The following is a 23,383-nucleotide window of genomic DNA, read 5'->3' on the forward strand; positions in this document are numbered from 1 at the left end:
TATCAAACCTCCAAATCCTTTTTATGCTCTTTCTGTTTATCTTTCGTCTGCTGCGCCGCCTGTTTCTTGTACTCGTCCAGCTTCTTCAAAATGGACGGTTTTTTCTGCGGCTGTTCCCGTTTCTCGGCTTTTACCGCTTTCGCAAGGTCGGTAACGGAAATCGCTTCCCCCGCCTTTGCCCGCTGCTCAAAATCTGCGACGGTAGGCGTTTGCGGCGTGTTATTGATAAGCCCGTCAAAATTGTTGTCGTTTTGCTCTATGGTGTCCTCGACGTGCTTTAAGGGATTATCACGCTGCGGCTGCTCGGCTGCTATGGCAAACGCCTGTGTGCCATTCCCCATAACAAGATACTTCCCGTCCTCCGACGCATGGTGAAAACCAAAGCCCGCCGCTTCGATCTGTTCGCGGCTCATATCGGTAATATGAAAATTGCCCCTCGGCGTTCTAACGGTTTCGCCCGTCAAAAGGCTGTCGGGGGTCGCTTCCGGCTGCTGCTTTTCAATCTGCCCGTCCTTGTAGGAATATCCTTGCGCCGCGATTGCTTCAAGGGTCTTGCCCGTAACGTCGCCATAAATCCGATTGTCTGCGTCTACAAGCAGTTGCAGCGTATCTTTTACGGTATCGGATAGGGCTTGCTGCTGTTCGGGAGATAGCTTATCAAATACGGGGGTCTGCTGCGCTTGCTCCTGTAAAAACTCCGGCACCTGCTGAAAACCTATGCTGTCTACATAGTGGGCGGTATTCTCGCCGTTCTGATGAAGCACAACAATGTCGGAAACGGAAAGGCTATGCCCCTTGAAATCGGCGGGGTGGTCGATATTAAACTTTTCCCAAATGCCGCCAAGCGTCATATCCTTTGTAAGCGGCGCGGTATAGACGAGTTCATAATTTGCCCGGTCAACGGTATGCCCCGTTGCTTGCAGACGGTCGAAAGGCTCAAATCGCAAATCCATAGTTTCCTCTCTGCGGGCTAACTGATAAATCCCGTAGCTGTCCTCCTTGCCGTTGAGAAGCAAGGTTTCTTTTGTTTTCGCTTCCTGCTCCTGCTCGGTTTGCCGCTGCTGCTGCAATTCGGTAAAATGCCCCTCAATCTCGGTAATGAGTTCCTTTGCGGTCGCCTGTATCGTTTCAAGGGACGCTTTTAATTCGGTCATTTCCTTGCCGCTGCTCCACCCGGCAACATACCCGAAAGAGTAATCCGACGTATCAAGCCCGAAATGCTGACACACCGTATAGGCAACGCTTTCAGCCTGTACCTCGCGGCTGCGTCGGTCAACGCGGTTTTGTTCCTCCAGCGGGGCGTTTAAGTCCACGTCATGCAGCTTCGCATGGGCGATTTCGTGAATGGCGGTCTTTACCGCCTGTAACTCACTCACGCCCTCTTTGATAGCAATTCGCTTATCGGTCAAACTGAAATATCCGTTTGCGCTGCCGCCGATCTGCTCAAAAGCAATCGGAACGGGAGACGCTTTTTCAAGGGCAGCGAAAAAGTCCTCGTACTGTTCCACATCGGCAAGCAGCGGTTTCACGGAGAGGTCGGGAAACTCCTTACCCTCGGTCTGCGAAATGTCAAAGACGGTTACAACCTTAAAGGCGGGAACGGTAACTTCCTTTTCTTCCTTAACCGTCTTTCCCTCGCTGTCAAGTATGGGCTTTCTTGTGTCGGGGTCGATTTTATCCACCAGCTTTTTTACCTTGTAGGGCGCGGGGGCAAAGATTTTAATACCTTTCTCACCGCTTTTCACATGGCGGTCAAACTCTTTCTGCCATTGTGAATAGCCCTTTACCAAATTGCCGCCCTGCATGGCAATTAGGATAGTGTTATTCAAGCTGTAATCGTGAAACTTCGACATGGCAGTAAGAAACTCTTTGTAACGGTCGCTGTCAAAAACCGCCTGTATGCCCTGTTCCAGACGTGCGGTGATCTCCTTTACCTTGTCGCCGGGTTTTTCAGAAGAAAGGATAATCGGCACGACGGGGCGGGGCTGCGGCGGCTCGGCGGTAGGTGTTTCTATCTGCTGCGCTTCGGCTGCGTCCATAAAGACTTTATCCTGTTCGCCGCGCTCCTGCTGCGGGTAACTCATAATGCGGTATTCCTCCGGCACTTCGCGCCCCTCAAACTGACGCTCCCACTCGTCGCCGCTTTCGACGATATAGCCATATTCAGTAAACGCGCCCTTTTCATGCTCGGCGGCGTTCCTGCCAAAAGCGGCAAGGTCAATCCCGCCTTTCCATTCTTCGGGCATTTGTACCATGCCGGATTGATTTAAGTAGTAGTCGCCCAAATCGCGGTAGGTATGTACTTCGGGAATATGGACGTAAAAATCCACGTTGTAGGTGAAGTCGATTACCTGTCCGATGTTCTCAAAGCCGTTTTTCTGCTGCAAGGCTGCGTTCAGCTTGCCGATCTCGGCGGGGTCCAGCTGCTCAATCCGCGCCGCAAGAAAATTGAGTTCGTCCACGCTGGCGGCGCATACCATGTCATAAGGCAAGGCAATATGTTTTTCCGGGTCGTCGGAAAAGCCGCGAATGGAAAAATCCTGCGGGTTGTCGGCGGTAATGCCGACGCTCTGCATGGCTTCGTGAAGCTGCTCCTTTGTGGCGGGCATATCCAGCCAATAACCGTCGGGGTCGCCCGCTTCAAAGCGGCTGCGGTTGCCTATCATAATAGAAAACTGTTCGCTCATATGTTCACGCTCCTTTTGCTGCCCGGTAGTTTCGGGGATAGCTGCCGTCTGTGGCTGCTGCTGCGGGGGTTCCTCGCCCTCAATGGTATAGCCCGGTAAAAGCATACCGTTTACTTTGAAATGCTCGGCGTACTCCTGCGGGATAGGTGGGGAGATTTCCGTAAACAGACGGTCGTATGCTTTGATACGTCCATTCAGATACTTTTCCATAGCCGCCTTGTCGGAAAAAACCTTTCTGTCCTGTCCGGCAATCTTCGCTTGCCCGTTTCTGTTCGGGCTGTTGGTATAAACGCCCCATGTGAGAGAATAAGAGTAAGGGACGCTTTGCTGCTTCTCCCTGTCGTAACGGGTGTTCTCGTAAATGTGGTAGTTCATCTGATATACCCGGTTGCTGCGGGTATATCGGTCATATTCGCCTTTCTGCCACTCGTTAGAAGTGTGCTGCACAACGGTTGTCCTTGTGTATTCAATCGCTTTGTCAAGCAAAAGCGTTTTGCCCGCCTGTTCCTCCCATGCGGCGGCGCGGCTTGAGAGATCGTTAAAAATCGCCTGTTCCGCTGCCGCGCTTTCCTCGCGCATGGCGTGTAGCTGCTCCGGTGGCAAGGAAACATAGGGGGCAATATCCCCGTCCTTTGCTTCAAAATATATCCGGCGTTCTATCCGCATGGTTTCGGCGGTTTCCAATTTGTCATGGTCGTATGAAGAATACGGCATATTGTTTCATCACGTCCTTTCTCGATTTTTAAGGGTTTGGGACTATCCCAACAAGCAAAATGCCCGCGCTTCCCATAGAGCAGCGCGGGCATTTCTCGCAAACGGGTACTCGTTTGCTGTGCTTGCTATGTAGTTGTTTTTATCCGTAAACGCCTGTTTCTCTCGCTTTCCGCTTTCTGTCTGCGGCGTATCTTTGCCGCACAATCGGGACAGTATTTCGCCCGATTGCTGCCCGCCGCAAATGTGCTGCCGCATACCGCGCAACGCTTCAAATCGGTTTCCCCGCTGCGGGTGATCTGTTCGCATAGCTGCCTGTCTGCGGGTAAAACCGCTTCGCGGAAATAACGGCATAACAGCGAATAGCTGATACTCTGCACACAAACGCAAGGTTCCCCGTCGTCCAATAGCAGACAGTTCCCGCAATCGTTGTTGGCGCACGCGGCGCGGGTCATTTTCTTAACGGCTCGATACTGCTTTTCATCAAGCCTAATCATTTTCGGTTCTGCTCGACGCGGAAGTTTACATACTTGCCGCCTGTGTCGGCAAGCAGCACAACCCCGTCAAAGGTCTTTCCTGTTTTGGTGGAGTACATACCCTTGATTTTTACCTTTCTGTCTTTCAAAAGGGCGGCGGCAATCGCCTTTGTGAAAGTCTTTTTGCGCTGCTGAAAGAACAAGTCATTTTTCCACATGACAAAGCCGCAAGCCCTGTCGGAACAGTAGTAGTTTTTCTTGCCCTCATAAACCGCCGCGCCGCAACGGGGACAAGTGCCGATTGCTTCCCGCTGCGGGGTAAACAGCTTCGCTTTATCTTCGGAAATCGCGGAATAGGTTTTGACAAGCCCCGCTGTCATTTCCTCAATGCTGCGCATGAAGTCGTCCGGGCTGTCGCTGCCTTTGGCAATCCCGGTAAGGCGGGTTTCCCATTCTGCCGTAAGCTGCGGGGACGTAAGGACTTCGGGCAGAATAGCGGCAAGGTTATACCCGTCTTTTGTGGGGATTAGCTTTTTGCCCTTGCGCTCGGCAAAACCCGCGCTAATGAGTTTTTCAATGATACCCGCCCGCGTCGCGGTAGTGCCTAACCCTTTGCGCTCTGCGTCCTCCGGCGTTTCTTCCTTGCCCGCGTTCTCCATAGCGGACAGAAGCGTATCTTCGGTATATGCTTTCGGGGGCTGCGTGTAACGCTCGGAGATCTCCGCTGCCGGATTGTCAAAGGTCTGCCCCTCGGCAAGCGGCGGCAAAACGGTTTCCGGCTCTGCGTCCTCGTCCTGTTCCTCGGACGCGGCGCGGGACAGCTTTTCAATCTCGCACCACCCCTCGCAAAGCGTCGTCTTTCCCTTTGCGGTAAAGGTATAGCCTCCGCAAGAGATAGCCGCTGTAACCGCTTCATATTCATAGGGCGCGGCTGCGGCGCAAAGCAGCTTCGCGCACACAAGGGTCATAAGTTTTGTTTCGCTGTCGGCAAGGGAAGAAAAGCCCGCTTTCAAAAACTCGGCTGTCGGCAAAATAGCGTGGTGGTCGGTTACTTTGCTGTTGTCGCAAACCCTTGTAAGGTCTGCTTGCAGCTTCACGTCCCGCATAAAGGGAAGCAGCGAACAAAGCCCGGTAATGAGTTCCTTTGTGCTATCCTGCATATCGGAAGTGATATATTTGCTGTCGGTGCGGGGATAGGTCAAAAGCCGCTTTTCATAGAGGGCTTGCGCATAATCAAGGGTCTGTTTCGCCGTAAATCCATACAGGCGGTTAGCTTCGCGCTGCAACGCGGTAAGGTCAAACAGCTTCGGCGGGGAAACGGTCTTTTTCTCTTTTTTGAGGGAAGTACAAACGGCTTGCGATTTCTCGCAAGCCGCTTTCATCTGCTGCGCTGCCGCTTCGTCGTTCAGCCTTTCGGACAAAGCCGAAACACCGCCCGCGTTCAGACGGACAACATGATATTTTTCTTTCTTAAAGCTGCTGATCGCATAGTCGCGGTTTACCAGCATGGTAAGGGTGGGCGTTTGCACTCTGCCGACATTCAGCGTTTTGTGATAGAGGATAGAGAAAAGGCGGGTCGCGTTAATCCCGACAAGCCAATCTGCCTTTGCTCTGCAAAGCGCGGATTGATAGAGGTCGTCATAGCTGCGCCCGTCTTTGAGGTTTGAAAAGCCCTCGCGGATTGCGCTTTCTTCCATGCTGCTAATCCAAAGGCGGGAAAAGGGCTTTTTGCAATTTGCCTGTTCGTAGACAAATCGAAAAATGAGTTCTCCCTCGCGCCCGCTGTCGCACGCATTGACAATCTCGGAAACGTCGCTGCGGTGCATAAGGTCTTTGAGTACGGAAAACTGCTGCTCCTTGCCGCTGGCAACGGTAAACTGCCAATCCTGCGGGACAATGGGGAGATCATCATACTTCCATTTTCGGTACTGCTCATTGTAGGTCGCCGCGTCCGCAAGGCTAATCAAATGCCCGATACACCAGGACACAAGGTAGCCGCTGCCCTCAAAATATCCGCTGCGCTTTTCATTCGCGCCAAGTACGGCGGCAATCGCCGCCCCGACGCTCGGTTTCTCTGCAATTACAAGTTTCATACTTCCTCGTCCTCCTGCTCGGTTTCTAATTCTTCCTCGTCGTCCTCGTCAAAGTCGAGATCGTCAAGGTTGCTGCTGCCTTTTGCCGCGTCCTTTTTAGGCTTCATAATCTTAAAGTAATAGAACGCGCCGCCGCCCGCTGCGGCAAGAAGCAGCACGACAAGCAGAATAGCACCGCCCATGTCGCCGCCTTTATCTTCCTCCGGCTCCGGCTGCTCGGTTTCTTCCGGCTCCGGCTCGGCTTCCTTGCCCGCGCACTCGCTCATGTTGACGCTGCAAACGGGGCAATCGGTGTTGACGCTTCCGGCAACGCATTTTTCAGTACAGCTACAAGCGGGGGTTTCGGTCTGTTCGTCCTCCATAAGCTGCAAAAGGTCTTTTTCATCAACTTGATTGAGGAAATGGACGGTGTTTTCTCCGTCCTCGGCGCGGTCAATGATGATGTAAAAATAGTTTCCGTTTTTCGTAACGACGGTAATAAATTGTTTATCGCCGGACGCTTCGCCCGTTATGTCGTCCACAAGGCTCATGTTGCCCTCCGGCGTTAAGGGCTGCGGCTCATAGCCGCCCGTCGTTTCTTCCGGCTCGGTTTCGGTTACGGGGGTAGGCGGCTCGTCGCTCACATCACCGCCGCCCGCAAAAGCGGTAACAGAAAAGCCGCCCATGAGTACAAGGGCGGCAAGCAAAGCGGTAACGCTGCGGAACAGTTTTTTATGCTTCATCTTCGGTTTCCTCCTGTTCGTCGGTATAGTCTGCGTCCGGCTGCGGCAAGGCAATTTCGCCGCTGGCGTAAGCGGAGAGGAACGCGGCAAGCTGCGCCCCGTCGAGGTGTACCGCTTTCACCATTTGAACGATCTGCGCGTTTTCTTCCTCGGTTTTCTGCGCTTCAAGGTCTTTCAGCCTTTTTTGGTATTCAAGGATTTTCGCCCTCGTTTTCTCAATATCCCTTTCGATACGGTCAAGTTTCGTGTTTGCCATAGAAATAAACTCCTTTCAAAGTCAGTTGTAATGTAGCCGCCCATAGACGTAAAAATGGGATTGCCAATAGCTTGTATCAAGTTTTGCGTATTGTATCGGGTCGCCACAATGCAGCATGACAGGGCTTCCGTCCCCGTCCTCGCCAACGTAGATACCCACATGAGATACCCCCGGCGTGTCGTATGTACCCGTAAAGAAAACCAAATCCCCCGGCTGCGGGTTGGAAACGCGGGTTGAAATGTTGTAAAGCCCCTGCGCCCCAAGTCTGCCCGTATTGTATAAGCCGCTGTTCGTCAGCACATAGCTAACAAAACCGCTGCAATCAAAAGAGGTTTCCGGGCTGCTGCCGCCCCACACATAGGGAAAACCGACATACTTTTCAGCTTCTTCAATCAATCGCGCAAACTGTTCATCTTCCAGATAGGCGGGCGGGATTTCATAATCCGCTGGCGGGTTTTCATAGTATTTTGAGATATAGCCGGATTGTGGGAAAAGATCGGGTCTGTTCCCAAGCGACGACATATACATAGCGTACATGGATAGCTGTTCCTCGCCCATAATGTAAACGGGAACATGGGAGAGGTTGAAGTTTTCCAAATCCACATTGAGAATGTAATAGTTATAGGGTACTTCAACGTCGTATTCGTTGCCCTCGCTGTCCGTCCGCGTTTCGGTGCGGTAGCGTACCTCGACTTCCTCCGTAACCGTCAAGATATACTGTTTATCAAAGAGCATTTCAAGGGTGCTTTGCGCTTCATCGAGAGTAAACACGCCCTCATGCCAAGCGGAGAGGATAGAGATTAGCACATACGGGTCATGCTCGATCTCGTCAGCCGTTACCCGGTATTCGTCATAGCCGGGGTATTCGCTTTCGATGTTATCCAGCATATCCTGTAACTCGGCTTCCATAGCGACATACGCGCTTTCTGCGCCTGTAATATCCGCGTCCTCGGAGAGATAGGACGACGCAATCAAGCCGCTTCCGCTGTTGCCGCCGAACAGGGAACAAGAGGACAAACCGCCGAAAAACAGAAGCACGATAAAGGCAATCCCGCCCACGATCAAACAGCCTTTCCAATGCCGGACGACAAAGAACGTCGCCCGTTTGGTTTCCTGCGCCGTTTTCTTTGCTGCCTTTGCGGTGGCTTCGGCGGTCTTTTTCACCTTGCCGCCCGTTTTCAACGCCTTTGCATACTGCTTTTTAATGCGCTGCTTTTGCCAAAAACGGGAAATCGGGTTAGAGTGCGCAAGGGCGGGGTTATCATGCAGCGCCTTTTGATAGAGAAAATCGGCGTTTGCCTTTGCTGCCTTTTTCTCGGCTGCTGCCGCCGCCCGGTAGGGTTTCAGCTTATGGCTGCGTATGCCGCGTTTTACTGCCCGCGTCGTCATGCCGCCCGCTTTCTCGCCCACAAGTTCTATCCTGTGTCCGCTTTCCACACCGACGTTTTCTTTCTCCACCTCATAGATTTTTCCATGTACGGCGGCGTCCAATTCCTGCGCCGGACGGGATAACGGGTTATGACGCAACTTGCCGTTTGGGGGCTTATCCGTCTTTTCAAAAGCAAGGCGCGTCTTTGCTTTGCCTTTGGCTTCGTCAAAAACGCGCTCTTTTGTGATTTTGGTCTGTTTGGGGATAGCCGCCCGCGCTTTGTCTAAACGGTCAGCCGCCGTATCGGATTTTTTGATTGCCTTTTGCAGTTCCGGCGTTGCCCGTTCCGCTTCGGAAAACTGCAAGCGGGACGTATGGGTTTTAAGCTGTGCTGCGTCAAGGGTCTTTTTCTCCGCGCCCTTTTCAAAATGGCGGCTAACCTCTGTGCTGATACGTTGGGTTGTCTTTTCTGCTGCTCCCGCTGCGGGTGCTGAATAGTTTTCCTCCGGCGGTCTTTCGCTGATACTCGTTGTTTCGCCCGTCGTAAGGTTTTCCGCAATCGCCCCGTCGCGGGTCATTTTCTGCGTTACCTTGTCGGGGGCTTTTAATTCCTTGCTCAATGTTCATCACCTCCAATACGCTGTTTTGCAAGGGTGCAGTATTCGGGGTTGATCTCTATACCCACATAGCGGCGGGAAAGGCTTTTTGCCGCCGCTGCGGTCGTGCCGCTGCCTAAAAACGGGTCAAGCACAATCCCGCCGACAGGACAGCCCGCCAAAATGCACGTTTCCGCAAGTTTGGGCGGGAACGCTGCAAAATGCCCGCCGCGATAGGAAGCTGTGTTGATCTGCCAAACGTTGCGGCGGCTGCGGACGGGGGAAATCATTTCGTCGGTGTATGCGCCTTTCCTGCGGGGACGGTTGATTTTCTGCGGCTGGTTTTGCCCCGGAACGGTAGCGGCATATTTGTTGCCTTTCCCAACTCCGCTTTTCAGCCGTACCGCCGTTGTGGGGGCTATCGGCTCGGCTACTGCTTGCCAATCATAGTAATATTTCTTTGACTTGGTAAGCAGAAACACATATTCATAGCAGCGCGTCGGTCTGTCCCGCGTGCTTTCCGGCATGGCGTTTCCCTTGTGCCAAATGATAGAACTGCGCAAATACCAACCGTCGCCCCGCAAGGCAAGGGCTACAAGCCACGGAATACCGATTAGGTCTTTCGGCTTGCAGCCGGGGGCGCGGTGGTTTACCGCCACTTGCTGCCCGTTCCTGCCTTTGGGGTATTTCGGGTCTTGGTGGTCGGCTTTGCTGCCTGTGCCGCAATAAGTGTCCGCGATATTCAGCCAACAAGTACCCTCCGGCGTAAGCACCCGCTTTACCTCATGGAAAACCGCCGTAATGCGGGAAACATATTCCTCCGGCGTTGCTTCCCGCCCGATCTGCCCGTCTGTGCCGTAATCGCGCAAAGCATAGTAGGGCGGGGACGTTACGCAACAATCCAAACAGTTATCCGGCAAGGTTTGAAGCACCTGCAAGCTGTCGCCGCAATAGATTTTATCCGTTTCTATCCTCATGCCGACACCTCGCCGGGCTTGGTCGTCATCACGCGGTAGAGTTCCGTATCTTTCGGGAAACGGTCAATAAAGGGCAAAATCACGTTGCCATAGAAGATAAGTCCCTCGCCCGCTTCGGAATGGGTTACATAGGTCATTTGCTGCTGCGAAATGTTAAGCTGCTTGGCAAGGATTTCCCGGTCGCCCTGGGCTTGGTTGAGCATATAGACAAAATCGCTGTTTTCAAAAACGTTTGAAACTTCTCTGCTCGTCAAAAGGTCTTTGACGTTCTGCGTGATACCTGTCGGAATACCGCCCCACTTGCGAAAACGCTTCCAAATCTCGACGGAATAGGCGGCGGTCTGTTCCTCTTTCAAGAGCAAATGAAACTCGTCGATGTAATACCGCGTCGCCTTGCCCTCGCTGCGGTTTACCGTTACTCTGTTCCATACTTGGTCTTGGACGATAAGCATACCGACTTTTTTAAGCTGCGTACCGAGTTCCTTAATATCAAAGCAGACAAGGCGGTTATGAATGTCAACGTTTGTCCTGTGGTTAAAAATGTTCAAGCTGCCGTTTACATAGAGTTCCAATGCCGCCGCGATACGCTGCGCTTCCTTTTCCGGCTGCTTCTTGATTTCGTCGTAGAGGTCGCCCAAAATCGGCATATTTTTAGGCTTCGGGTCGGCAAGGTAGTTGCGGTACACGCTGATAACAGCGCGGTCAATCAAGGTCTTTTCAACAGCTTCCAGCCCGTTTTTACCTCCCATAATCAACTCACAAAAGGAAAGGATAAAATCGCTCTTTAAGGCTATGGGCGTGTCGCCCTCGCTGTAATTGAGGTTAATATCCATAGGGTTAATGTACTGCGTGCTGTTCTGCGAAACCTTGATAACCTGTCCTTTCAAACGTCCGACAAGGGGATAATATTCGGCTTCGGGGTCGCAAATGATAATGTCGTCGGACGTGATAAGAAAAGCGTTTGTGATTTCGCGTTTTGCAGAAAAACTTTTGCCGCTGCCCGGTGTGCCGAGTATCAAGCCGTTGGGGTTTTTCAGCTTCTTTCGGTCGCACAAAATCATGTTGTTGGAAAGGGCGTTTAAGCCGTAATACAATGCTTCGCCGCTTTGGAACAGCTCTTGCACCGTAAAGGGAACGAAAACGGCGGTGCTGCTGGTCGTCAAGCCGCGCTGGATATGGATAAGGTTTTCCCCCAACGGGATAGAGGACATAAGCCCCTGTTCCTGCCGGTAGTCAAGGCGGGTCAAAATGCAGTTGTATTTCTGTGCGATTGCCGCCGCCCCAAATACTTCGTTATCCAATTTCTGCTTGGTATCTGCAAGGTTTAAGACAAGCAGCGTGAGCAGAAACATTCTTTCGTTGCGGCTCTGCAAATCGCGGAGTAGGTTTTTTGCTTCCCCGCCGTAGGTGGCAAGGTCAGACGGAATAATATCCATGTCGTAGCCGCTGCGGATTGCTTTCTTTTGTTCCTCAATCTTCATGCGGTCAAGGTCGGTGATCTTGCGCTTAATCGTCTTGATTGCTTCGTTGTGGTCGATACTCTGAATGTGCAGATTAACGATAATCCCGTTTTCCGCGTCCATGAAGTCGGCAAGCATACGGTCGGAGAGTTCCGGCGCGACGATCTGCAAAAAGGAAACCGCACCAAACTTGCCGCCCATTTGAAACATTCGCCCGTCGCCAAATCGGAAAGAGGACGGGGCGATAAAGTCCTTGACGGAAAGCCCGCTTGCGGGTAGCCATTCCCACGCAAAGTTAAAGCGTTCCCCGTCCGGGTGAAAAATCCCATGCAGCACTTCAAGACGCTGTTTCCCGTCCAATACCCGCGCCGCCGCGCCGATCACCTTAAAATGGTTGAGGGTGTCCGTTTCAATGCGGGCAAGACGCGCCCGCGCCGATCTAATGTCCTTTGCTTCAACGGTAAAGGTGAGAAACTTGGTTTTGATAAGCCCGTTGTTTCCGCGTTCAAGCTGCGTCCTAAGCATTTCGGTGTATTCTGCTCTGATACTGTCGAAGTCGTCATTCTGCGGTGCAATCGTGATACTGTTCTTAAAATCGTCCTTGTTCGCATGGCGGCTGATTAGGGAAAGCTGCACGCTGATAGAAGCGTCGAACGAGTTATACATATCGCAAAGGGCTTCAAAAATGGCGGTTTTGTCGTCCGGCTGCGCAAGCTGATAATTTATATCCTCAAACTCAATGCACTTGGAATACCGCCCGTTTGCAAGGCGGCAAATCCCGTCCTTATACATTCGCTCAAACGGTATGCTGTCCTGCGCCGTATGGGGCTTCCCGTCGCCCTTTGCCTGTCGGATAAGGGTATCTATCTGTTTTCTTTCCTGTCGGGAAAGTTTACGCTTTTCGTTTTGGGTGTTTTTCTTTTCCTTTGACAATCGCCCGTACCTCCTTATCTAATTGCTCTTGCCGCGCAAGGGCGGCATAAAAATTGTTGGTCTGATAAGGTCGCTCTTTGGGGCGAAGAAACTTCACTTCCACAAATTGCCGAATAATCACTTCCAGCGGTTGCCCGTTTTTCTCGTACATGGCAAGCAAAAACATAGGCAGCATGGCAAGCACCATGCACAATGCCGCTGCGCTCGTTCCAACGCTGCCTTTTACCAAAAAGAACAGCGGCAGTCCGATTGCTACCGCCGCGCTGAAACAAATTAGCTGTCGTTTGGTAAGGTTGAACATTACCTTGCTTTTGATTTTTGTTAAGTCCTTTGGGACGGTTACATACGCCATTTCAAACCTCCTTTCTGCCCGGAATGTAATCTTCAAAGCGGGGAACAGCATAGAAAAGCCGCTTGTTGTTTACCCACCGTTGCAAATGGCGGGTAACAGGCGGGGCGGTTGGACGCTCGTAAATCATCACATACGGGTCAAAGCCCATAGCCCGCAAGGTGTTCACGCGGTATAAATCCTGTTCGTGAGTGCTGCCGTAGTTGGTAAGAACATACACGCGCCGCTGGCGGCTGCTCTTAATAGCTGTCAAATCCAAAAAACGTTGGAAATACCCGGTCAAGTCCTCGTCGGGATTATCCCATGCAAAATGTACCGCTTTTATCCGTACCCGATTTAACAGGCTGACATTATCCCTGTTCACAAGGCGAATATCCAGCCCTTGCGAAAAATCCACCCATGCGCGGCTTCGTATAAGCTGCTCAATGAGATTTTCATGGTCGGGACAGGCAAGCAGATTAGCGTCCATGATTTTTATTTCCGGCTGCCATTTCCAAAACTCGGACAAATCCGCAACCTTAACGCTTTTGCGTCCCTCTTTACCGCTGACAATGCAAAACCCGCAATTTCTCGGACAACCCCGGCTTAAAAAGCCGTAAGCAATCCCGAAAAACTGCGGGTAGATTGAATAATCCGGGCAACTGTGTTCCACTTCCGGCGGCAAGCGGTTTTTCGTGTCGTAGCCCGTACCGCCGAAAATGACCTGTTCCGCGTTGGTAACGGTTATCGTGTCTTTGGAATAGGTGTCCGTAAAGACGCGGCTTTTATATACAAGGTCGTACCGCTCCTTTGTGTTCCACCATTCCACCGTATGCCCCTTTGCTTTATGATACGCGGATAGCTTCATCAAGCAGAGGTTGGGGAAGTTATGGCTGTCAACGTCGATTAAGCCGATTTTCAAATCATAACTCACCCCCTTAATGTGCCGAAAAGACGCTCTTTGCAAGGCTCCCTGTTTTGAAAAGGGTAAAGCACAAGAGGACGGTATAGCCCATGCAAGCCCAGATCGCGCCGGATATGTCGTCGGTCGCTGCGATTGTCTGTATCAACACCGCATAAATGCCGACACACACCAAAATCAAAAACGCTTGAAAACCAAGCGCAAGCAAAGATTTTAAGTAATTCTGTCCCATGCTGCCCCATTCGTGATTTACCATTGTTGCCATCGGGATAGGGGCAACGCTCGTTACAAGATATATTTCAATCATGCGCCCATACACCACAAGCATAATGCAGATTGACAGGGCTTTCATGGTAAGCCCTACAAAGAGGGATTGAAACCATAACCCCAAAAGACCGCCCACGCTCATAGCGTCGAGTTTTGCTTCAATGTCGGTAATGACGGTGGTAACGTCTATGCTTGTATCGGATATGATAACCCCCGCGCTCTGATTGACGACGCTCTGCGTAACGTCAAAAACTCCCATGACGATATTCCAAGTATTTGTTACCAGCAGCACCGCAACAAAGGTTTTGAAAATCCATTTGAAAAAAATCCAAGTGTCGAGATCGTGCAGATTGTTTTTTTCAATTACAAGCTGGATTAGTTCATAACACATGACAAAGGTAATGATAACGCCCGCAATCGGTACAATGACGTTTTCCGAAAGGCTGCGTATCATGTTGAATATGCCCGCGTTCCACCCGGCGGGGGTCGTGCCGACTTGCGTTGCAATTTCTCCAACCTCTGTATTTACGCTGTCAAACAAGCCGGAGAGGTTCGATAAAATCCCGTCTGTCAAAATGCCGCGAAACCAATCTTCAATCATCTGCCATATCAAAAGTTAATCCCTCCTTTCCCGCGCCCTCCCGTTTCCGAGAGGGCGCGGCGGGTGGTATTTGTTTTAGGCATTATCCAAAAAGTTTGGAAAGAAGCGGAACAAGGGTGCCGCCGATCAAGGCGACGCCACCGCCCGCCATAAGCTGCTTCATGCCCTGGCTCTTTGCGCCCGGATTGTCATTGCCGTAACCCTCCATGAGGTTGATAGCCCCCCAAATGCCAAGACCTGCGCCAAGCGCGATAACCAAAGTCTGCAATACACCAACTGCGCTGTTAAAGAAATCCATATAAACCTCGCTTTCTGCCGCTTTGCGGCTCAAAAAATGTTGTTGAAAATGAAAATGCCGCCGTTATTCCTCGGCGGCTGCGTCCTCGTCGGACAAATCTATTTCGTATATGTCAAAGGCTTCATCGGGCTTTACGATTGCCGGACGGGTAGACATATACCGTTCAACGTCAAAAGCGTTTTTCTTGTCGAAGTCGGAAAGGTATTTGTAGTTCGGGTGTTTCGTGATGTCGTATTTGTCGCTTAAAAAGGGACGTACACCGCGTAGCTGCAAAATACATTTCCCACCGTCCATAACTGCTATTTCGTCCTGTGTCATCAACTCCTTTCCTAATTTTTGATAAGTAAGTCCATGAGAAACCTGCGTGCCGCGATTTTCGGAAGTGTTGAAACTGTCGATTGTTTCCCGTCCCAAGTTATCCGAAATCTCTTTTGCATTTTTCCCACGTCCTCCCAAAAACAAGGTGCTGTCGGCATTATCAAGTATGATTTCTGCCGCGTCCCTGTAAATGGCTTTTAGCTGGCTCTGCGATTGCAGAATGATAGAAGCGGACATTTCCCTACTGCGGATTGTAGCAATCAATTTATCGAAGCGGGGTATCTGTCCGATGTTCGCAAACTCGTCAAGCAAAAAGCGGACGTGAACAGGCAATTTGCCGTTGTATTCGTCGTCTGCTTTATCACAAAGCAAGTTGAAAAGCTGTGATTGCAAAATAGCGATAACAAAATTAAAAGTGTCGTCGGTATCGCTCATTATGAGGAAAAGCGCGGTTTTCCGGTCGCCCAATGTGTCAAGTTCCAATTCATCATAGGACATGAGTTCCCGGAGTTCCTCTATATCAAAAGGGGCAAGCCGCGCACCGCAAGAAATAAGGATTGACTTTGCCGTTTTGCCAGAGACAAAAAGTCAAGGACTTTTTCATCAAATTCAAAAAAGAAGTCACATTTTGCGGACTTCCTCACGGAGCAGACGCTTGATTTTGTCCTCCATCGTTTCTTTTGCAGTCTGGCTGAAATGCACACGGACGATATAGGTTGTTTTGCCGATCTGCTTTCTCACAGTCGGGCAAGGGGTACTGTTGGTTGCGGTATTGTTCATTCAAAATCCTCCTGTAAATGAAAAATGCCCGGTGACTGTTCATCATCGAGCGGTGTCAGTATGAGGGAACAAGGCAAGGCGGCAACATTAAGGTATCTATAAAACCCTTGCCGTCTTTGCCACGCTTGCCGTGTTCCTGTTGTCAGTCTCGGAGATAGCAGACCCATGCTGTGCCGTCTTTCTCGGTCACAAGTCTGTCCCCGATACGGCTCTTTGCCGTTCTCATGGTGCGTGAGGAAATCCCACGCTCATTGACCGTCTTTTCCAGCTCTGCGCTCGGCATACGCTTTCCGTCCGCAAGCAGTTCCAGAATGAGCATTTGCGCCTGTGCGGTCTTGCTCTCGGTCTTAGCGGTGTCCGTCCCGGCAAGAAGCTCGTCAGCGGTAATGTCATAAGCCCCTATCCATTCAAAACCTTTCTCGTCTCCCAGAGAAAAGGCAAGAGACTGACCGGGCGGCGCAAGGGAGCTTTTCTCATGGATAAGCACCCTCGTTGTGGGACTGTCCTTCAGCTTACCAATAAACAGCAGACTGCGGACTGCCGCCGTAATGTCGATAGACCCCAATCCCCGGTAGGTGCTTTGCGTTCCTGCGGCTTTGTTCAGGTGTCCAATCAGCACGATAGCGCACCCGGTAGCCTGTGCAATGTCTCCCAAACTGCGGAGTATCGGGCGCACCTCGTTTGCTCTGTTCATGTCCACATCTGCGCCCAGAAACGCCTGTACCGGGTCAATGATAACCAGCCTTGCGTTGTTTTCCCGGATTGCCCTTGCGATGCGCTCATCGGCAAGGGTCAGCGGTGTGTCCCTATCGTCAATGACAAGCACTCGTTCAAGGTCTGCGTCAGCTTCCATCAGCCGGGGCTTAACGGTATCGCCCAAACCGTCCTCGGCGGTCTGATAGATGATGTTGAAAGGCTCAAGGGTCTCCATACCAGGTAAAGGCTTTCGGTTGGTGCAAGCCGCCGCAAGACGCATGGCAAAGTAGGTCTTACCCTCGCCGGGGTTGCCCTGTATAATCGTCAGCTTTCCAAAGGGGATATAGGGAAACCATAGCCAATCCACGCTCGTAAGCTCCACATCTGCCATGCGGAGCATGGGAACAGGCTGGGCGGTGGGCAGCTCTCGCAGCGTGATTGTCTCGGCTATGAATTTGCGGCTGGGAATGTCCCCTTGCTGACGGAGAACATCGTTCCAGTCTTTCCTTGCCGGGACAAGGCGAATGACGGCGATCTCACCGGGAATGTCCTGTGCCAGTCGGGTGCAGGCTTCACTTCCTGCGGTGTCGCTGTCAAGGCAGAGGAACACTTTTCGGGTGTCCTTGCGTTCAGAAAGAAAACGGTCAAGGGCTTTGCCTGAAACGCCGCCCAGGGCAAGGTAGCTCCTTGTCTGCCAGTCCTGCGGATAAAGGCAGATAAAGGACAAAAGGTCAATCGGTGCTTCAAAGACAAAGAGCTGGTTGCCGTTTCCCTCATAGTGGAACGGATAGGATTTGTCAGACCCGGCAATGTCCTGTCTGAATGGGTCTGCCGTTCCTCGCACATGGGCGTATCTCGGCGTACCGCTTCGGTCTCTGCCGACAAACACAACATTGTGCCGCTTTGCGTCCTCGTAAATATCCCCGGAAAGAAGAAAAGCCTCAACAAGCGTTTTGTTGAGACCTCGGCTTTCGCAAAGATATTGAATTGCTCTGTCGGCTGTTCTGTTGTGCAAGGGCAAGTGAAACGCTGTGGGCGGTGCTGTGCTGGCTTCGCTCTGTCCCTCGGCGCTTTCGCCGGTTAAGAGCTGGACTGCTTCGGGAAAGGACTTGCCGTAAAACTCCATGACAAAATCAATGGGATAGCCGCCCTTGCTCTGGCTGTGGCGAAACCACTTGTTTCCCCGGACGGTCAGGCTGTCATGTTCTTTCCAGCGGTATTCCCGTCCGCTTTTGATAAGCGTCTCTCCCTGTGTGCGGAGAAAATCTTCCAGACTGACGGCGTTTGCCCGGTCAATCTGTGCTTGGGTGTAATTCATCGGGATAGTTCCTCCTTTTTGTGTCGTGTTTGGGGTCGATTTTGGTGCATTTGTTCCTCTGTACGCTCGTTAAATCGGGCGGCAGTATCTACACATGACTTGACCTTCCAAAGACGGTGTAAATCGTCTCTGACGGTCTTAAACTCGCCATAGGTGGTGTTGTGCGCCTGTTCCAGCTCGTCATACTCTTCGGTCAGCTTTTTCATATCCACCTTGCCGTCCGGGAACTCTCCGGTCAGCTTGCGTCTGGCGGCGTAGAACTGTTTCAGTTCCGCTTCATGCTCTGCCTTGTACTTGGCTCTGGGCTTCTCAAACTTGATTTTCTGCAAGCCGTCATAGACAGGCTTCAAGCTCTGGAAAGCAGCGGAGCTGTCATAGAGCTGCTTAATTGCTTTCATTCGGGCGGTCTGTTCGTCCAGCGTTTTCTTCAAGCTCTCTGTGGCAGCACTGTGTTCGCTGACACGGCGTTCCAAATCCTCAAGGGAGTAAATGCCGTTTGCCCGGAGATAATTGAAAGTCTCGTTCATCTCCTTTAGATTGCTGACCTTGCCTTTCTGCGAATATGCCCCGGCTCTGCGCTGGGTGTAATAGGCGTTCAGCAGAGAAACAAGGTCGGGTGCCTGCGGCTTGGCAAGCTCCGCTTTTGCTTCGGCAATCCAATCAAACAGGAGAGCGATTTTCTTCTTGATGTCCCGGATAACGGCATTGGTGGCTCTGATCCAGCGGTTGAACTCGCCTTTCTCGGTGCGTATGCCTTTCTTCTCCATTGCCCGGACGGTTGCGCCCTCATGGACGGTGGGAAGAAGCTCCACGCCCTGACGCTCATAGCTTCGGTGGTCGATACGAACATCAAGCCCTTTCTCCGCAAACTTGGCGTTGCATAGTTCCGCCCATGTCTGCCGCCAATGTTCCAGCGTTTCGGGACTGCCCCAGTCGGTAGTGGGAACGGCGTTGAACACAAACTTTCCGTCTCCGTCTCGGATACGGTTGCCGTCCTCGTCCAGCTCATACACCCGGCGTTGCTTTAGTCCCCATTTGCCGTTCTGCTCGATGGGGCGGATGGGGCAAAGCACATGAAAATGCGGGTTTGGTATGCCGCCGTCCTCCCGGTCTGGCTGGTGTACGGCGAAGTCAACCACCATGCCACGGCTCACAAAGTTCTCCAACAAAAATTGCCTTGCAAGAGCGATGTTTTCCTCAAGGGAAAATTCATTCTGCAAGGCAATGTCAAAGCTGTATGCAAGCTGGGCGTTCTTTCCACGCTCGGCTTTTTCCACGGCGTTCCATAGGGTCTGGCGGTCTGCGTATTCGGGCGGTGCATGGGACGGCAGGAGAATATCGGAGCAGATCACGCCGCCCTTGCGGGTGTAGTCGCTGTATTCGCCGTAATACTCGCTATACAATCGCTCCCCGGCACGGTAGGCGGCAGAAGCAATAGCGGACTGTCCTGCGCTTCGCTTAGTCTGCGTGACGCTCAGATGAAATAGTGCCATCGGCTTTCAACTCCTTTTCTCTGTTTGCTTGGCTGATATGGGTAATCGCCATGTGACGGACGGCTTGCTGGACTTCGGACAGAGAAAAGATTTGTTCCATCAGCTCTGTCATTTCGGTGCGTGTGAGATCTTTGACCTCCGGGGCAAGGCTCTCAATCGTGCCGCCCAGATTGCAAAGGCGGTGGGTGCGCTTGGTGCGTTCGCCTTTCTCCAGATACTTCTTTCTGTTCTCCAGACGCTCCAGCTTGTGCTGTTCCTGTGCAAGCTGCGTCTCGGCTCGTTCCTTTTCGGTTCGGAGCTGTTCAAGGGTTTTCGGTTTTGTCATTGTGATTGACCTCCTTTTTTGATTTTGGGGATAAAAAAAGACCGTCAACTTTTCGCATAGTGCGACCAGTCAACGGTCAGTTTTTCGGTATTCGTTATGTTCTAAAATCAGTTCTTTGAAAGATGGCGTTTTTCAATCTCTAATGTTATGAGGGTAGCAGTCATTAGATAGAGGACGGCTATGACACATTCCAAAGCAAGCGAATTGATAGGGCGAGGATAAAAATGTACTAACGCCATTGCCAACAGTCTAATCGGGAAATATGTGCCTAACCATGCAGAGACTTTATAAAACCGCTTGCGGAATTGTATTGTTCTCTCATTCTGCTCATTTGCCTTTTTTTGATATGCGTATTCAAAGCCTCCAACCATAGCAATAAAAGGAATAAAACTCAGGACACCAAAGAAAATGTTTTGCAGGATAACAACAGACATGAATTGAATGATCAACACCATCACTTCAAGAGTGAGCAAAAAAATCATGATCTGGTGGACGCCGTCCGTTTTGACTTCCTTAACTTTCGGCAGGTCATTGTCGCTTTGGTATTCATCATTTAGCAAGTAGTCTGTTGTAACCTGAAACAGCCTACTGAGTTGAAGAATGTTTGTTGCATCTGGCATAGCCGTTCCCATTTCCCAACGGGAAATGGCTTGCCTTGATACGCCCAGCTTATCAGCTAACTCTTCCTGTGACATTCCATTGGACTTTCTCAACCTAACAATCTTATCTGATAATTTCATAATGAAATCCTCCTTTGATTTGGTGATTTCATTATAGCAATGAACGCTTTCAGCCACCACCACTTCAAGTTTACATTTCCGCAACATAACTTTACGCTGTGTTTTTACTTGCTGGCGGCGAACAGCATTTTATGCTGTTTGCAGACGGCAAGTCCACAAGGGATAGCCGCATAAGCGGCGCAAGGGGGTGTAGCCACCTTGACGGAACGAAGTGACGAAACATGCTCGGTCGGGCAGTTTTCTTCTGCTGACCGGGAATGAAGCTCCGCAGGACGCACTACTCTCGACAGAGAGTATAGAAGTGCGCCCTTTAGTTCCTAAAGGGATTTTATTGGTTCAGTAAACAGGAATTGGTAAGTTATTCTTGTTTTTCCTCTGTTGTTTTTTCACTGATATTTTTTATTTCTTCCTGAAGCTTTTTGATTTCCTCGTAAAGCACTACCGCAGCACCAACAATCAGCCCTGCCAAAAGGATTAACCCGATATAGATAGGGTAAATAAAACTTAGGTCTGCACCACCACCGCCCATGATTGGTTTGAGTAAGATTCCCCATAGCCCGCCTAATAGCACCACAGCAATAAACATTGCAGCCATTGCAGCAATCACTTTTTTCATCTGTCAGTCCCCTTTCAAATCCTGATTTGTTGCTCAATTTTCGTATTTAAATCATATCATAAAATCCATGAACAATTCAACCGCAACTTTGGAATATATGAGAAAAGTCCGAACAGTTTTCTGCCCGGACTTCCTCGCTCAATCATAAATCAATTCTGCTTTCACAATCTCCTCTGCCTGTGCCTTGCAAGCGTTCATCTGCCGCACCCATTCCATTTGATTATCGGCTTTCAGTTGCTCGGTCACGCCGTACTGCTTTGCCAGCTTCGGCACGATCAGCTCCATGCGGTTTCGTGCCGCTTCTTCAATCTCGGCGCAATGTTCAAAGAGCTTGTCGGATAGCACCAGCTCATTGAACAGTATCGGGCGGTGCATTTCCAGATACGCCTTGCGGAGTCTGCCGTAGTGTCCGAGGGGCTTTGTCTTGCGGATAATGATGTTCGGGATAAGATAATCTCCGTTCTGTGTGTAAGTGATATTCATGCTGTTTGTACTCCTTTCATCGGCTCTCTCTGCGGTAAACTGCTGACAGGGACGAACACGCCCTTTGCAATGTCCTCCGCACGAATGGCGGCTTTCTTAGCTTCAATTTCTGCCTTTTTCCGCTTCTTGATTTTGTCCTCGTATCGCTTCTGCGCTCCGCTGGCTTTCCGCTTCAAGTAGTTCTGATGAAGCCTGTCCTTGCGTTCCTCACGCTTGCGGATTTCCTCTAATTCCTCCGGGGTAAGCTCCGCTTCTCCAAACGCCGGGGGAACGAATCGCCCAACAAAATTGAAGTAAATCTCGACCTCCTGTGTGGTCTGTATACTGCCTTTACGGTCACGCTCATGCACAAGGATTTTCTCGATAAACTCGTTGAGCATAGCAATGGTCAGCTTGTCGAAGTTCTCATACTTGTCAATCAGAGCGATAAAACGATCAGCGTCCTTTTCGTGCTTCTCATAGCTCTTGACAGCCTTTTCCAGAACAGAGATTTCAGCGGTAAGCTCGGACTGTTCCTTTTCGTATTGAGCGTCCAGAGTGGCGTATCTGCTGTCGGACAGCTTGCCTAAAATGTTGTCCTCATAGATTTTGCAGAGCAGGACTTCCAGCTCGGAAACTCTCTGCTTTGCTGTGGCAAGGCGTGTGCGCTGTTTTCTGACCTCTGCCGTCTGCTGGCTGGACTGCGCTTCCTGCACCACACGGACAAACTCAGCTCGGTCATGCTTGGCATACTCGGCAATAGCTTTGAGCATTTCGGAAACAAGGGACAGTACCACATCTTCATTGATACGGTGCTGTGTCGTGCAGAGCTTTCCAACTGGGACTTTGCTGTATTGGGAACAGGTATATTGAGAAATGCGCTTGCCGTTGTTGGTGCGGTGGACATACATCTTGCCGCCGCAATCGGCACAATAAAGCAAGCCTGTGAGGGGAGCTGCTTCGCCCCAGCCGTCCGGGTAGCGTCTGACATTCCCACGGATTTTCTGCACAAGGTCAAAGGTCTGCTGGTCAATAATGGCTTCGTGCGTATTCTCAAAAATCGTCCATTCGTCCTCCGGGACATAATGGCTTTTCTTGTCCTTGAAGTGCTTTCGGGTCTTGAAGTTGATGGTGTGTCCCAGATATTCACGCTTTTCAAGAATGTTGCAGATGGTGGAAGAACCCCAGCCGTACACATCTTTGAAGGTCTTATTTTTGTTCACGCCCTCGCCGTGCCGGGCAAGGTAAGCGGACGGAATGAGGACTTTTTCCGATTTCAGTTTGCTGGCGATCTGATACGGACCGTAGCCGTCAATCGTCATGGAAAAGATACGCTTTACCACTTCGGCGGCTTCGGGGTCAACCAACCATTGGTCTCTGGCTTCATTCCAGAGATAGCCGTAAATGACCGTGCCTGTGAGGTGCTTGCCGGACTTGCCTTTGGACTGGAAAGTGGAACGGATTTTACGGCTGGTGTCTCTGGCGTAGTATTCGTTCATAATGTTGCGGAAAGGGGTAAAATCATCGTCCCCTCTGGCACTGTCCACGCCGTCATTGATGGCGATAAGGCGAACGCCACGCTGACGCAGGATTTCCATAATCTGACCGACTTTCAGATAGTCACGACCCATGCGGCTCATGTCCTTGATGCACAAATACTCCACATTCCCGGCTTCCACTTCTTTCATCATTGCTAAAAATCCGGGACGGTCAAAGCAAGTACCACTAATGCCATCGTCCGTGAAATGGACAATGTTTGTAAAGCCCTGCCGTGCGGCGAACTCCTCCAACATTGCCTTTTGATTGGATATGGAATTGCTCTCACGCTGTTGGTCATCATCTTTGCCAAAGTCATCACGGCTCAGTCGTTCGTACAGAGCTGTGATTTTCTCATTTTTTCTCATAACTTGCGCTCCTTTCTTCGGTTTTAGGTTGTGTG

General features: G+C 51.0%; 20 protein-coding genes and 1 pseudogene. All 21 read right to left on the reverse strand.

Annotation, left to right across the window (positions count from 1 at the left end; translation table 11 throughout):
• Window positions 1-2: 2 nt before the first annotated feature.
• Entirely contained in the window at window positions 3-3,401 is a 3,399-nt protein-coding gene (locus NE547_RS10290; RefSeq protein WP_006774452.1) for a YodL domain-containing protein, read from the reverse strand.
• A gap of 125 nt (window positions 3,402-3,526) precedes the next feature.
• Entirely contained in the window at window positions 3,527-3,895 is a 369-nt protein-coding gene (locus NE547_RS10295; RefSeq protein ID WP_006774453.1) for a cysteine-rich VLP domain-containing protein, read from the reverse strand.
• The gene (locus NE547_RS10300) at window positions 3,892-5,967 is read right to left on the reverse strand and encodes a type IA DNA topoisomerase (protein ID WP_006774454.1); all 2,076 of its coding nucleotides are present in this window, start codon (window positions 5,965-5,967) and stop codon (window positions 3,892-3,894) included. The genes NE547_RS10295 and NE547_RS10300 overlap by 4 nt, the downstream gene beginning before the upstream one ends.
• A complete protein-coding gene (locus NE547_RS10305; RefSeq protein ID WP_006774455.1) occupies window positions 5,964-6,689 on the reverse strand; it encodes a DUF4366 domain-containing protein in 726 nt (241 codons plus the stop codon). The genes NE547_RS10300 and NE547_RS10305 overlap by 4 nt, the downstream gene beginning before the upstream one ends.
• Window positions 6,679-6,945 (reverse strand): DUF4315 family protein, encoded by a 267-nt coding sequence (locus NE547_RS10310; RefSeq protein ID WP_006774456.1) that lies wholly within the window; start codon window positions 6,943-6,945, stop codon window positions 6,679-6,681. Before NE547_RS10310 ends, NE547_RS10305 begins: the two co-directional genes overlap by 11 nt.
• A 21-nt stretch (window positions 6,946-6,966) precedes the next feature.
• Complete coding sequence (locus NE547_RS10315; RefSeq protein ID WP_256175804.1) at window positions 6,967-8,934, reverse strand: C40 family peptidase; 1,968 nt, start codon at window positions 8,932-8,934, stop codon at window positions 6,967-6,969.
• Window positions 8,931-9,887 (reverse strand): site-specific DNA-methyltransferase, encoded by a 957-nt coding sequence (locus NE547_RS10320; protein WP_006774458.1) that lies wholly within the window; start codon window positions 9,885-9,887, stop codon window positions 8,931-8,933. The genes NE547_RS10315 and NE547_RS10320 overlap by 4 nt, the downstream gene beginning before the upstream one ends.
• Entirely contained in the window at window positions 9,884-12,280 is a 2,397-nt protein-coding gene (locus NE547_RS10325) for a VirB4-like conjugal transfer ATPase, CD1110 family (RefSeq protein ID WP_006774459.1), read from the reverse strand. The genes NE547_RS10320 and NE547_RS10325 overlap by 4 nt, the downstream gene beginning before the upstream one ends.
• A complete protein-coding gene (locus NE547_RS10330) occupies window positions 12,240-12,632 on the reverse strand; it encodes a PrgI family protein (protein WP_006774460.1) in 393 nt (130 codons plus the stop codon). Before NE547_RS10330 ends, NE547_RS10325 begins: the two co-directional genes overlap by 41 nt.
• A 1-nt stretch (window position 12,633) precedes the next feature.
• A complete protein-coding gene (locus NE547_RS10335; protein WP_006774461.1) occupies window positions 12,634-13,542 on the reverse strand; it encodes a hypothetical protein in 909 nt (302 codons plus the stop codon).
• A 4-nt stretch (window positions 13,543-13,546) separates the two neighbouring features.
• The gene (locus NE547_RS10340) at window positions 13,547-14,410 is read right to left on the reverse strand and encodes a VirB6/TrbL-like conjugal transfer protein, CD1112 family (protein ID WP_007860210.1); all 864 of its coding nucleotides are present in this window, start codon (window positions 14,408-14,410) and stop codon (window positions 13,547-13,549) included.
• 70 nt (window positions 14,411-14,480) lie between these two features.
• Window positions 14,481-14,696 carry a Maff2 family mobile element protein gene (locus NE547_RS10345; protein WP_003508243.1) on the reverse strand — a complete coding sequence of 72 codons (216 nt, stop codon included), beginning with the start codon at window positions 14,694-14,696 and terminating at the stop codon, window positions 14,481-14,483.
• 63 nt (window positions 14,697-14,759) lie between these two features.
• Window positions 14,760-15,602 (reverse strand): annotated as a pseudogene (locus NE547_RS10350) (VirD4-like conjugal transfer protein, CD1115 family); the annotation flags it as partial.
• 33 nt (window positions 15,603-15,635) lie between these two features.
• On the reverse strand, window positions 15,636-15,794 hold the full coding sequence (locus tag NE547_RS10355) for a transposon-encoded TnpW family protein (RefSeq protein WP_081731980.1): 159 nt from the start codon (window positions 15,792-15,794) through the stop codon (window positions 15,636-15,638).
• Window positions 15,795-15,936: 142 nt separating this feature from the next.
• On the reverse strand, window positions 15,937-17,808 hold the full coding sequence (locus NE547_RS10360; protein WP_256175809.1) for an AAA family ATPase: 1,872 nt from the start codon (window positions 17,806-17,808) through the stop codon (window positions 15,937-15,939).
• Complete coding sequence (gene mobQ, locus NE547_RS10365) at window positions 17,805-19,301, reverse strand: MobQ family relaxase (protein ID WP_256175811.1); 1,497 nt, start codon at window positions 19,299-19,301, stop codon at window positions 17,805-17,807. The genes NE547_RS10360 and mobQ overlap by 4 nt, the downstream gene beginning before the upstream one ends.
• Window positions 19,267-19,626, reverse strand: a complete 360-nt coding sequence (locus NE547_RS10370; protein WP_256175813.1) for a DUF3847 domain-containing protein — start codon at window positions 19,624-19,626, stop codon at window positions 19,267-19,269. The genes mobQ and NE547_RS10370 overlap by 35 nt, the downstream gene beginning before the upstream one ends.
• Before the next feature lie 107 nt (window positions 19,627-19,733).
• Window positions 19,734-20,366: a helix-turn-helix domain-containing protein gene (locus NE547_RS10375; protein ID WP_235228032.1), complete on the reverse strand. Its 633-nt coding sequence runs from the start codon at window positions 20,364-20,366 to the stop codon at window positions 19,734-19,736.
• Window positions 20,367-20,724: 358 nt separating this feature from the next.
• Window positions 20,725-20,982, reverse strand: a complete 258-nt coding sequence (locus tag NE547_RS10380) for a hypothetical protein (RefSeq protein WP_046415454.1) — start codon at window positions 20,980-20,982, stop codon at window positions 20,725-20,727.
• A gap of 138 nt (window positions 20,983-21,120) precedes the next feature.
• On the reverse strand, window positions 21,121-21,465 hold the full coding sequence (locus NE547_RS10385; protein WP_227152366.1) for a TnpV protein: 345 nt from the start codon (window positions 21,463-21,465) through the stop codon (window positions 21,121-21,123).
• Window positions 21,462-23,348 carry a DUF4368 domain-containing protein gene (locus NE547_RS18620; protein ID WP_370866842.1) on the reverse strand — a complete coding sequence of 629 codons (1,887 nt, stop codon included), beginning with the start codon at window positions 23,346-23,348 and terminating at the stop codon, window positions 21,462-21,464. The genes NE547_RS10385 and NE547_RS18620 overlap by 4 nt, the downstream gene beginning before the upstream one ends.
• Window positions 23,349-23,383 lie beyond the last annotated feature (35 nt).

Source organism: Flavonifractor sp. DFI.6.63 (assembly GCF_024462255.1).
Taxonomy (GTDB): domain Bacteria; phylum Bacillota; class Clostridia; order Oscillospirales; family Oscillospiraceae; genus Lawsonibacter_A; species Lawsonibacter_A hominis.